Origin of the sequence: Streptomyces achromogenes, from assembly GCF_030816715.1 — a bacterium.
Taxonomy (GTDB): Bacteria; Actinomycetota; Actinomycetes; order Streptomycetales; family Streptomycetaceae; genus Streptomyces; species Streptomyces achromogenes_A.
Window position 1 is genome coordinate 3,214,632 of sequence record NZ_JAUSYH010000001.1, and the last position, 11,744, is coordinate 3,226,375.

Consider the following 11,744-nt stretch of genomic DNA (forward strand, 5'->3'; position numbering starts at 1 on the left):
ATCGATCAGTCCCGGGTCAGCTTCTTGTAGGTGGCACGGTGCGGACGCGCGGCGTCCGCTCCCAGCCGCTCGATCTTGTTCTTCTCGTACGACTCGAAGTTGCCCTCGAACCAGAACCACCTGGAGTCACCCTCGTAGGCGAGGATGTGGGTGGCGACCCGGTCCAGGAACCACCGGTCGTGGGAGACGACCACGGCCGCGCCCGGGAACTCCAGCAGCGCGTTCTCCAGGGAGGACAGCGTCTCCACGTCGAGGTCGTTGGTCGGCTCGTCGAGGAGGAGCAGATTGCCGCCCTGCTTGAGGGTGAGCGCGAGGTTCAGACGGTTGCGCTCACCGCCGGAGAGCACACCGGCCGGCTTCTGCTGGTCGGGCCCCTTGAAGCCGAACGCAGAGACGTACGCGCGGGACGGCATCTCCACCTGCCCGACGTTGATGTAGTCGAGCTCGTCGGAGACCACGGCCCACAGCGACTTCTTCGGGTCGATGTTCTCGCGGCTCTGGTCGACGTACGAGATCTTGACGGTGTCGCCGACCTTGATGGATCCGGAGTCGGGCTCCTCGAACCCCTGGATCATCTTGAAGAGGGTCGTCTTGCCGGCGCCGTTCGGGCCGATGACGCCGACGATGCCGTTGCGCGGGAGCGTGAAGCTCAGGTCGTCGATGAGGACCTTGTCACCGAAGGCCTTGGAGAGGTTGTTGACCTCGACGACGATGGAACCCAGGCGCGGGCCCGGCGGGATCTGGATCTCCTCGAAGTCCAGCTTCCGCATCTTGTCGGCCTCGGCGGCCATCTCCTCGTACCGGGCGAGACGCGCCTTGGACTTGGCCTGACGCCCCTTGGCGTTGGACCGCACCCACTCGAGCTCTTCCTTGAGGCGCTTGGCGCGCTTGGCGTCCTTCTGCCCCTCGACCTTGAGACGGCTCTGCTTCGTCTCCAGGTACGTGGAGTAGTTGCCCTCGTAACCGATGGCCCGGCCGCGGTCGAGCTCCAGGATCCAGCCCGCGACGTTGTCGAGGAAGTACCGGTCGTGGGTGACGGCGACGACGGTGCCGGGGTACTTCGCGAGGTGCTGCTCCAGCCACTGCACGGACTCGGCGTCCAGGTGGTTGGTGGGCTCGTCGAGAAGCAGCAGGTCGGGGGCCTCGAGCAGCAGCTTGCACAGCGCGACGCGGCGGCGCTCACCGCCGGAGAGGTTGGTGACGGGCCAGTCGCCGGGCGGGCAGCCCAGGGCGTCCATGGCCTGCTCGAGCTGGGTGTCCAGGTCCCACGCGCCTGCGTGGTCGAGGTCCTCCTGCAGCTTGCCCATCTCGTCCAGCAGCGCGTCGGAGTAGTCCGTCGCCATCAGCTCGGCGACCTCGTTGAAGCGCTTGAGCTTGCCCATGATCTCGGCCGCGCCGTCCTGCACGTTCTCCAGAACGGTCTTGGACTCGTCGAGCGGCGGCTCCTGCAGCAGCATCCCGACGCTGTAGCCGGGCGACAGGAACGCGTCACCGTTGGAGGGCTGCTCCAGTCCCGCCATGATCTTCAGAACGGTGGACTTACCGGCGCCGTTCGGCCCGACCACACCGATCTTCGCGCCGGGCAGGAAGCTCAGCGTTACGTCGTCAAGGATGACCTTGTCGCCGTGTGCCTTGCGCGTCTTGCGCATGGTGTAGATGTACTCAGCCAAGAGAAACCGTCCGGCAGCTTGAAATCTGGCAGTGGGCAGATACACCCCATCTTGCCGGACGGCTACCCCTCGGGGGAAACCCGTCCGGGCAGGGGGCTTTGATCTGGGGTTTTCGCCGGGGGAGGTCCCGGAGGCGGGGCGCCGGCGGTGCCGTTGATCGGCAAGCGGGTGCCAGTGGTCGGCGGGCGGCCGCGGCAGTGTTCTGTCGCGGCACGCCGCCCGTGGTGCCGTGTGGTGCCATGTGGTGCTAGAGCTTGGTCATCTTGGCGTAGGGGCTCAGGATCCGCTCTTGTGCCGAGCCGAAATCCACGAGCGCGGCGATCCCGTCCTCGATGCCGATAACTCGGCCGAGGCCGTACATGTCGTGTGTCACCTGGTCACCCACGGCAAAGTGCTTGGGCACGAGGGTGGCCGGCGCCTTGAAGGGGCTGGTGGGCAAGTGACGCTTCGGTGCAGAAGGTTTTGTCATTGCCTTCAGTATGCGCCTGGATCGGGGTGGAAATCGGCTGGAGTCCTCGGTCGGGGGTCTTCCAGGGTCTCGCGGGTGGACCGGAACAGGTGGCACGACCGGTACGACGCCCCGGATTCGCCGCTTGCCCGGCGGCTGGCGACGGTGCGGGAACGAGTGCGGCTGGCGCTGGACGATTCTCCCCCCCCGGCCCGCTCGGAGTGGTGAGCCTCTGCGCGGGGCAGGAACGCGATCTGCTCGACGTTCTGCCAGGTCATCCGCGCCGGGAGGACGTGCGGGCACGGCTGGTGGAGCTTGATCCGCACAACGTCGACGCGGCCCGCGAGGCCGTCCGGTCGGCCGGTCTCGCGCAGGTCGAGGTCGTCGCCGCAGACGCCTCGCTCCTCGATCACTACGCCGGGATGGCGCCCGCCGACATCGTGCTGCTCTGCGGAGTGTTCGGAAACATCACGGATCCGGACATCGAACGGACCGTCGACGCGTGCACACAGCTGTGCGCGACCGGAGGCCGGGTGATCTGGACCAGGAATCGCAAGTCCCCGGACCGGGTGCCGCTGATCTGCCGGTGGTTCGAGGAGCGAGGCTTCGAACGCGAGTGGGTCACCGACGAGCAGCAGTTCCGGTCCGTGGGCGTGCACCGCGTCCGCGGGCGGTCCCGGCCGTTGCGGCCGGGCGAACGCGTCCTCACCTTCCTCGGGTACGACAGGCTGCGCTCGGCGACCCGAGCCCGAGACCGCCGACCCGGTCGACCGGCTCGGCCGACCCTGTCGGATCGGCCGGTCGGGTCGGTCGAGTTGGCAGGGTCGATGAGGCCCGGCGTCGGCTCCGTCAGCTCCGTCGGCTTCGTCAGCGCGGTCGGCCCTGTCGGAGTCGTCAGCGCTGCGAGCCGTTCTCCTTGCGCCCCACGAGCAGGAGCGCCGCTCCGCCGATGACCACCAGGCCGATGGCCGTGCCCGCGATGAGCGGAGTGGCACTGCTGCCGCCCGTCGCGGCGAGGTCGGTGTCGTCCGCGGTGGAGACACCGCCCACCGTGGCCGGGCTCGGTTCGCTCAGGGTCTGGGTGGTCAGGCCGGCGATCTCGTCGGCCTGGGTCCGGCAGTCCAGGACGCCGGTGAACCTGTTCTGGTCACCCCGGGGCCCGACGATCGAGAAGTCGTAGGCCTGGTCCTCCTGCAGCGGGATCGTCACCGTCCCGGACCCGCCGGCGGGGACGGTGTGCTGCACCCCCATCAGCTCGAAGGTGAAGGCCTCGTCGCCCCGGTTGGCGGCGGCGATGTCGACGCCGGACTTCGCGCAGTTCTTCGCCGCGGACAGTGCCGGTATGGCGCCCTTCAGGGCCCAGGTCGCGCTCGCCGTCGCCGACACCGTGGACTCGCTGGAGCCGGCCAGGATCTGGGTCTGGCTGCGGCTGTCGGAGGTGAAGGCGCGGCCGACCGGGACGGTGGTGGAGGCCTGCACGGTCAGCTCGGCCGAGCCTGCGGCCGTGTCGGCGGGCACGTCGAAGAACAGCTGGCTGCCCTCCGACACGGCCGTGAGCGGCTTGCCGTCCTTGCCGACGATGCGCACTCCGCTGGTCGCGGCGTCAACCGGCGGCGTCACCGTCGCGCTCGTCGCGTCGGTGTGGACCGTCACCGGGCCGAGCAGCTCGCCCGGGCGGCCGGACACGGCGGGCGCGTCGAGGGTGAGGGACGCCGTGGGCTCCGCGACGACCCGGGCGGCCTTCTGCAGGTAGTCCGCGAGCCGCTCGGCCTGCGGATCGACGGCGTCCACCGCCGCGCCGTCCGAGTAGCGCCAGATGGCCACCTGGGTGCCGGCGGCCGCGTCCTGCTCGGTGAGGCCCGCGCCGATGCCGGCCTTGTCGGCGAGCGAGGCGAGATCGTTCACCTGGGGGTAGGAGTTCTGCAGGATCCAACGGATGCGGCCCGCGTTCCGGTTGGCGGCCAGCAGCGTGCCGCTCCACGGCGTCTCGTGGTACTTGGCGTCCCTCTGCGTGGGGTTGTAGAGGTCGACGCAGTACGTCTGCAGGGTGCCGCCGCCCTCGACGGACATCTCGAACAGGCCGGCCGACACCTCCTGGTCCCCGCCCTCGGCGTGGACCACGGCGGCGCCGTACGTCTTGAGACCGCCGATCGTCGCGGTGGCCCCGCCCTGACTCTGCGTCACCTCTGCCGCGGCGGCAGTGCCCGCGGTGGCGAGCAGGCCGACGGCGACGACGCCGGACGCCACGGCCGCCGCCGCGAGACGGACCGGGCCCCGCCCGCGCGCGAACAACGCGGAGATCGAAGAAATCACACAATTCCCCTTCGAGCAGGACCCGTTGATGTGGGGGCGGGTCCCACCAGCAGAATCAGAAGCCCCAGTGAGCTACGTCCGGCATCCTAGAGACGCCGCGCACCGCGCTTACCGGTCATCTCGTCGGATCACCGATCCGACTCGGAATCGTTATCCCCAAGATCGGCCACGAGCGCGGCATGTCGACTTGTCCCCTTCGCTACGCCGTGCAGATGCGTCGATATGCCGCAGCTCTCTGTTGACCGACCGTCACCATCGCACTTCGCTGCGGATCATGGGGCCCGCTCAGGTCACCGCCGCCGGCTCGCGACGCCCTGCTTCGTCGGGCTTCGCGTCCGCCGCACCGGCGACCGGCGTCTCCCAGTCGGGCTCGGGCTGTGGCGGCGGGCCCGCCGTCGCGGGCTCGGCACGGCCCTGCCGCCGGAAGGCCGACGTGCCCCGTGCGAGGTCGTGACCGATCGCCATGGCGTCGAGGTCCGCCGAGGTCCGGCCCTGCTGCCCCTCGCGCGACTCCGTGCGCACCTTCAGCCTGCCCTGGACGATCACCGGGTCCCCGACGTTCAGCGAGGCCATCGCGTTCTGTGCCAGCTGCCGGTTGGCCCAGACGGTGAAGAAGTTGGTGTGGCCGTCGGTCCAGGCGCTCTTCTCCCGGTCCCAGTAGCGCGAGGTCACCGCCAGCCGGAACCTCGCCGACGCGCCCACCGCCAGGTCCCGGTAGACCGGCTGCGTCGCCACGTTGCCCACTGCGCAGACCATCGTCTCGTTCATGCGAACCCTCCCTCGCCCGGACGGCCGCGCCGCCCGGTCACACGTACGGGCCCGTCCCGTACGGCTGCGTCCGCCGCGACGGCCGCGGTGGTGTTCACCGTGTGCCGTCAGCGCCGTTCGCGGCGACCGCGTCCGTCGCGACCGCCGCGGAGCCAGACTGCCTCCGTCGGACCGGGCCCGCCGAGCGCTGTGGACGACCCCTCGCCGGTGGAAAACCCCACCACCCGGACGAGTGATCAGCACCCGTGCGCCCCGTGATCACCCCCGGCGGATCCGCTCCGCCCTGCGGGCGTCGGGGCCCCACCCCCTGTGGATCACCACCGCGTCGTCGCGGTCCTGGTCGCACGACAGCCCGCACCGTCCGCCGCTTCTCCCGCTCCGGCCACCGCCCGCCGCTTCACCGCGCTCCGGCCACCGCCCGCCACCTCACCGTGCGCCGGCCACCGCCCCCGTGACCCGTGCGTACTGTTCCCGCACCTCCCGGTAGCGCAGCAGCTCCGCGGCCACGGGGTCCAGCACCCGGGCCCGTCCGCAGCCGGCCGCCGCCTCCCGCAGCCGGCGTTCCGCGTCGTGCCCGTACCGCCGCGCCGGTCCCCGGGCGGCCATGCGGCAGCTCCACTCGACCAGCGGGCCGCCGATGATGCCGGACACCATCAACAGCACCGGAACCCCGAGGTTGGGGGCCATGACGCCGACGATCTGGCCGACCAGCCACAGTCCGCCGACGACCTGCAGGAGCGTCATGCACGCCTGCGCCAGGACGGCGACCGGCCACCAGCCCGGCCGGGGCGGTCGTCCCGGCGGCAGCCCGGCCCGCGCCGCCAGGTCGTCCAACGCCTCGGGCAGTCCCTGCGCGCCGCGAACCGCCGCCTCCCGGACGGCCTGCGCCCAGGGCGTCGGCAGCCCCACCGAGGCCCGTTCGGACACGGTGCGCACCGCCTGCTCGACGCGCTGCCGTGCCGTGGCCTCCTCGTCGGCCTGGGCGCGGACCGGCAACCGCCCGGTGGGAGGGTCGCGCCGGTCCTGGTGCCACCGCCACAGCCGCAGCCAGGGCGTCCCGCACGCGCGGTTGGCGTTGCGCAGCCAGGCGCGCTCGGCGGCCTCGCCCGCCGCGGTGGCGCCCACCGCGTCCGCCAGCCGGTCGGCGAACTCGTCCCGCGCCTGCTCGCTCAGCCCGACGCGTCGTCCGGTGGCGTAGACGGACCGCAGTCGCCAGGCCGCCGCGTCCACGTCGGCCGCGATGCGCCGGGCGGCGGCGCCGCGCTCCGCGACGAACTGGCCCAGCACCTCGCGCAGTTCACCGACGCCGTCCCCGGTCAGCGCGGACAGCGCGAGCACGGTGGCGCCCGGTTCGCCGTACTCGCCGAGGGCGACACCGTCCTCGTCGAGCAGCCGCCTCAGGTCGTCGAGGACCAGCTCGGCGGCCTCGCCCGGCAGCCGGTCGACCTGGTTGAGGACGACGAACATGACCTCCGCGTGCCCGGCCATGGGCCGCAGATACCGTTCGTGCAGGACGGCGTCGGCGTACTTCTCGGGGTCGACGACCCAGATGACGGCGTCCACGAGCGCCAGCACCCGGTCGACCTGCGCACGGTGCTGCACGGCCGCCGAGTCGTGGTCGGGCAGGTCGATCAGGACGAGCCCGCGCAGCTGCGCCTCCGCCTCCGCGCTCTGCACCGGCCGTCTGCGCAGCCGGCCCGGGATGCCGAGCCGGTCGATGAGGGACGACGCGCCGTCGCTCCAGCTGCACACGATGGGCGACGACGTGGTCGGCCGGCGCACGCCCGTCTCCGAGATCGTGACGCCGGCGAGGGCGTTGAACAGCTGTGACTTGCCGCTGCCGGTGGCGCCGGCGAGGGCGACCACGGTGTGCTGCCCGGAGTGCCGGCGCCGGGCCGCCGCCTCGTCCAGGACCCGGCCGGCCTGGGCGAGTGTCCTGCTGTCGAGGCGCGTGCGGGAGAGCCCGACGAGTTCGCGCAGCGCCTCAAGCCGTGAGCGCAGCGGCGCGTCGTAGACGAGCGGGGTCGAGGGCAGGGCGCCGCCGCCTCCGCCGGTCCGGGCCGCCTTGTCGGCCGCCGCCTGCTCGGCTTCGGCCTCGTTGACGCGGCGGGCGATGAGACCGTCGTCCCAGGCGTCGGCCGATTCCTCGTCGGCGTCGGCGTCCGCACGGGACGTGCGCGCGAACGGGGCCCGGGGGGACGGGTCCGGGGCCGGGCCGGCGTTCGGGCGCGGCAGAGCGTCCTCGGCGGCGTCGGCTACGTGCGCGTGGCCGACGCCGTGGCTGGTCGGCTCCTGCGTCGAAACGTCCGCGTCGTCGGACAGGCCTCCCTCGCCTTCCGGCTTCTCCCCCTTGGGCCCCGCGCTCTCGGTGCGCTCCTGGACTTCGCGGTCGTCCTGGTGTCGCCGCCGGCCCTCGCGCTCCTGGTGTTCCTGGTGCTCCTGCTCCTCGTGTTCTTGGTGCTCCTGGTGTTCCAGGTCCTCCCGGCGCGCCTGGGGACTCACGGGGTTCTGGTGCACCTGATGCTCCTGGCGACTCCTGGGATCCTGATGGCTCTCGTGCCCCGGGTCTTCCTTCTCCTCCCGGTCCACGTGGCCTCTCTGGTCCGCGCGGCCCGTCTGATCCCTCTGATCCCTCTGATCCCTCTGATCCGTCCGATCCGTGTGGTCCGTGTGGTCCGTGTGGTCCTGGTCAGTGACGGCGGTCACCGGTCACCTCTCCTTCTGCAGTACGGACAGCGCGGCGATGAGTTCGGCCTGGGGTTCGGGGTGGACCTCGAGTCCGTCGAGGGGGGCGAGTCGGCGTTCGCGTTCGGCGTGCATGACCCGGTCGAGGTGTTCGGCGAGCAGCCGCCCTCCCCGGTCGCGCAACCGCAGCGCCCCGTGCGCGCCGATCCGCTCGGCCAGCCCCTCACCGGCTGAGCGCGCCCTGCGGCCGCCCAGCAGCGCCGTGGCGACGAGAGCGGCGACCGACTCCGGGTCGGGCGCGGCACCCCGCTCCAGGCCGCGTACCTCGTCCTCGGCGTACTCCTCCAGCTCGCGCCGCCAGCGTCGGACGGCGAGGCCGATGCGGTGCTCGGCGCTCTCCGGGGAGGCGTCACGGTCCGTCAGCACCGCGGCCTGTGACGCCGGTTCGCGGCGCCAGGCCTCGTCGACGCGTTCGTCGGCGGCGGTGACCGCGCACAGCAGCAGTGCGGCGAGGCTCTCCACCAGGGCGTCGAGGAGTTCACCGGCGGTGCAGTCCAGCGGGAAGGCCCGCCAGCGCTTGAGCGCGTCGCCGGCGAGGACCTCGCCGCTCTGCAGACGACCCCGCACGCGCGTGTACTCGCTGTCGTACGCCCCCTCGACAGCCGAGGTGAGCCGCAGCGCGGCGGCGTACTGCGCGGCGGCGGCGCCGGCCAGTTCGGGCATCCGCGCCTTGAGGGAGTCGAGAACGCCGTGGGCCGTGCGGGCGAGGGCGTGGTTGCGGGCGGCCGGGTCCTGGGCGTGGTGGACGAGCCAGGCGCGCAGCTGCGCCACGGCGGTGGCCGGAAGAAGCCCACCGCCCCAGGCGGACTCGGGCAGTTCGGGCACCGTGAAGCGCGGCACCTCGCCCAGCCCGGCCTTGGTGAGCAGGGCGCCGTACTGCCGGGACACCTCGGAGACGACCTGGTGGGGCACCCGGTCGAGGACGGTCACGAGCATGACGTCGTACTCCTTGGCGGTGCGCAGCAGGTGCCAGGGCACGGCGTCGGCGTAGCGGGAGGCCGTCGTGACCATCACCCAGATGTCGGCGGCGCAGATCAGTTCGGCGGCGAGCACGCGGTTGTCGGCGACGAGCGAGTCGATGTCGGGCGCGTCGAGAAGGGCGAGACCGGGCGGGAGCGTGTCGGCGGTCTCGATCCGCAGCACGGGTCTGCCGTCCTCGCCGGTGAGCAGCAGGTCGTCCGCCGAGTCCCGGCGAGGGGCCCACGCGCGGGCGAGGCCGGGCAGCACCCGCATGCCGCTGAACCAGTGATGGTCCTCCGGATGGCATACGAGCACCGGGGTCCGTGTCGTCGGCCGCAACACGCCCGCCTCGCTGACGCGCCGCCCCACCAGGGAGTTGACGAGCGTCGACTTGCCGGCGCCGGTGGAGCCGCCCACCACCGCCAGCAAGGGCGCGTCGGGTTGTCGGAGCCGCGGCACCAGGTAGTCGTCGAGCTGGGCTAGCAGTTCGTCGCGGTTGGCACGTGCGCGCGGGGCCCCTGTCAGGGGTAGCGGGAAGCGTGCGGCGGCGACACGGTCGCGCAGGGCGGAGAGTGCGTCGAGCAGCTGAGGCCTTACGTCCAAGGTCACCACACGCGAAGAATGCCCAATTTTAGGGGATTTATGAAGCATATAGGCATGTCTGCGCGCCGATAGGACACAAGGGACGGAAGGCGCGAGAGGGACAGAGGCACAGCGCAGGCATAACGAGTGCACAACACCCGTGGCCGGGGACGCCAAAAGCGGTGCACGATTCGCACCTGCCTGCGATTATCGGGACCGCTTCACCGAACCTCCACATTGAGCCACGGAGGCGAAGCAACCGGGACAAGGAACCGGGAGCCCTATCCTTGTCCCCGGCAACGTCACGGATCAGCCCACACCCGGGCAGCACGTACGAGGCCACCACACCGGCCCCCGTAGCTCAGTGGATAGAGCAGGCGCCTTCTAAGCGCTTGGCCGCAGGTTCGAGTCCTGCCGGGGGCGCAAGTCTCCGCCCTCCCCGTGGGAGGGCGTTTTTGCTGGCCAGAGCATGTTTCACTCGAACGACGAAGCCCCGGACTCTCCCCGACGATCACGGGGAGAGTCCGGGGCCGTCCGGCTGTCACCGGGTTCTCGCGGGTGGCCCAGCCGAATACGTGTCGAAGTTCTCGGCGAAGCTCTCGGCGAAGAGCCTCACGCTCGCCCACGGGCGCGTATGCGGACCGTGGACCTGCCCGTAGGACGGCCGCTCCACCGGCGTTCAGCAGCCGTGGGCGGCGAGCGTCGCCGAGCCGTCGCGGGGGACGACCCGTACGTCTCCCGGCCCGCTCACCGCGCCACCCGGCCCGGGCCCCGTCGCAGGTGCTACCACCGCCACCGTCGACGGGTGAACGCCGTCGACGAGCAGGTCCGCCATCCGCAGGTCGGCCGGGTGGCGTTCGGGAGGGACGGTCGGCGGGGGCGGCCAGGCGAGCACGGCCGGGGGCGCTTCGGGCGGCGAGACCTCCAGGCCGCGCAGCGGCATGCGCAGGCCCATGCCGAGGGCCTTCAGCACGGCTTCCTTCCTGGTCCAGACGCGCAGGAAGGCCGGGCGGCGCTGGGCGGGGGGCAGGGCGTGGAGGGCGGCGAGCTCGGTCCCGGACAGTGCGGTCCGTGCGGCGCCCTCGACGTCGAGAGGCGCCTCGCCGTCCTCGACGTCCAGGCCCACGGCTCCGTCCGAGGACACCGCCACGCCGATGAGCGCGCCGCTGTGGGTCACCGAGAAGTCGTACGGCGCAGGGGCGCCCGGCATGTCGAGCCGGACCTTTCCGTGCGGTCCACCGCAGCGGGGACAGACACGCCGCAACGGCACGTCCGCCGGGGGGAGGCCGAGCAGTTCGCCCAGGAGCACACGGCTCAGGGCGCAGCCGACGAGGAAGCGGGCCCGGTCGGCCGGGGCGGCGGTCTCGTCGTGACGGCCGCGCTCCACGGGATCGAGGAGCGTCAGCAGATCCGCGCGGGCGTCGCCGAGGCGCGCCCACGCGACCTGCACGGAGATCACGGGCCCGGTACCGGAGGGATGGGAACGGGTCAGTGCACGGCGCGCAGCATGCGCGTGACGTTGATCCGCGTCGGGGAGAGGCCGAGTTCCACGCTCTGCATCATCCGCTCGCCGTTCAGCCGGCCGTAGGCGAGGAGATCCACGTTGGCCAGGCTGAATTCGGGCCAGGTGTGAATGCTCAGATGCGATGCGGAAAGCAGCAGAATAGCGGTGACGGCACCGTTCGGGAAAACGTGCGACGCCTCACCGAGAACCGTTGCGTTCCCCTTTTCGGCGGCCGTGCGCAGCACCTGGAGGAGGCGCTCCTCGTCGGTCAGGATGCTGTGATCGCTCACCCATACGTCGACCGCATAAGAGCACAGATCGTCGACGTTTATACCCTCGGTGGCGAGGTTGGCGGAGTTGGTCATGGGGAACCGGGGGTGGCGAACTGCTTCCCCCGTCTCCTTTCACATAGGCGCTCGGTGGCCCCCAGCGTAGCATCCGGGATGCCCTACGGCTCCCGCACGCCCTCTGTCAAGGGGGTCCGGGGCCACTCGGGGCATTCCGGCATCAATTCACCCGGGCCGTTGCGCAAGCCATTGCGGAAGCCATTGCGGAGACAATTTCGGAAGCCGTTACGGATTTATTCACCCGACCCGTCCGGCAACTCTTCGAAAAGCCTGCGACACCGCTGACGAAACACCTCGGGAAACATTTCTCCAGTAACCCCTCCGTGCCGCGTTGCCCCGCTGTTTCCACAGGGCGGGAGTGGGTCCGGCCGGTCGCCTACCGGCCCGTATACTGGATGTTCCCGCAA

Annotated in this window: 9 protein-coding genes and 1 tRNA gene; 2 read left to right on the forward strand and 8 right to left on the reverse strand. The window is 71.4% G+C overall.

Translation table 11 applies throughout. From position 1 onward, the window contains the following. Positions 1-5: 5 nt before the first annotated feature. On the reverse strand, positions 6-1,670 hold the full coding sequence (ettA, locus tag QF032_RS14430; protein ID WP_307043023.1) for an energy-dependent translational throttle protein EttA: 1,665 nt from the start codon (positions 1,668-1,670) through the stop codon (positions 6-8). 247 nt (positions 1,671-1,917) lie between these two features. Next, positions 1,918-2,139 (reverse strand): hypothetical protein, encoded by a 222-nt coding sequence (locus QF032_RS14435; RefSeq protein ID WP_057574844.1) that lies wholly within the window; start codon positions 2,137-2,139, stop codon positions 1,918-1,920. Positions 2,140-2,342: 203 nt separating this feature from the next. On the opposite strand from QF032_RS14435, the gene QF032_RS14440 reads away from it, so the two are divergent. After that, a complete protein-coding gene (locus QF032_RS14440) occupies positions 2,343-3,071 on the forward strand; it encodes a class I SAM-dependent methyltransferase (RefSeq protein WP_307056162.1) in 729 nt (242 codons plus the stop codon). On the opposite strand, the gene QF032_RS14445 is transcribed toward QF032_RS14440, so the two are convergent. The 4 genes from QF032_RS14445 to QF032_RS14460 form a co-directional block, all read right to left on the reverse strand. Continuing rightward, the gene (locus QF032_RS14445) at positions 3,013-4,431 is read right to left on the reverse strand and encodes a thioester domain-containing protein (RefSeq protein WP_307043026.1); all 1,419 of its coding nucleotides are present in this window, start codon (positions 4,429-4,431) and stop codon (positions 3,013-3,015) included. The two genes, QF032_RS14440 and QF032_RS14445, sit on opposite strands and share 59 nt — an antisense overlap. Before the next feature lie 285 nt (positions 4,432-4,716). After that, positions 4,717-5,199: a single-stranded DNA-binding protein gene (locus tag QF032_RS14450; RefSeq protein ID WP_307043029.1), complete on the reverse strand. Its 483-nt coding sequence runs from the start codon at positions 5,197-5,199 to the stop codon at positions 4,717-4,719. 426 nt (positions 5,200-5,625) lie between these two features. Further along, positions 5,626-7,716 carry a YfjP family GTPase gene (locus tag QF032_RS14455; RefSeq protein WP_307056163.1) on the reverse strand — a complete coding sequence of 697 codons (2,091 nt, stop codon included), beginning with the start codon at positions 7,714-7,716 and terminating at the stop codon, positions 5,626-5,628. A 192-nt stretch (positions 7,717-7,908) separates the two neighbouring features. After that, positions 7,909-9,516: a dynamin family protein gene (locus tag QF032_RS14460; RefSeq protein WP_307043034.1), complete on the reverse strand. Its 1,608-nt coding sequence runs from the start codon at positions 9,514-9,516 to the stop codon at positions 7,909-7,911. Between the two features lie 320 nt (positions 9,517-9,836). Here QF032_RS14460 and QF032_RS14465 point away from each other — a divergent pair. Beyond that, a tRNA-Arg gene (locus QF032_RS14465) sits at positions 9,837-9,909 on the forward strand. A gap of 256 nt (positions 9,910-10,165) precedes the next feature. Here the strand turns inward: QF032_RS14465 and QF032_RS14470 are convergent. Both QF032_RS14470 and QF032_RS14475 read right to left on the reverse strand, forming a co-directional pair. Continuing rightward, positions 10,166-10,945 (reverse strand): 4'-phosphopantetheinyl transferase family protein, encoded by a 780-nt coding sequence (locus QF032_RS14470; RefSeq protein WP_307056164.1) that lies wholly within the window; start codon positions 10,943-10,945, stop codon positions 10,166-10,168. A 29-nt stretch (positions 10,946-10,974) separates the two neighbouring features. Next, the gene (locus tag QF032_RS14475) at positions 10,975-11,355 is read right to left on the reverse strand and encodes an S-adenosylmethionine decarboxylase family protein (RefSeq protein ID WP_079662176.1); all 381 of its coding nucleotides are present in this window, start codon (positions 11,353-11,355) and stop codon (positions 10,975-10,977) included. Positions 11,356-11,744: the final 389 nt, after the last annotated feature.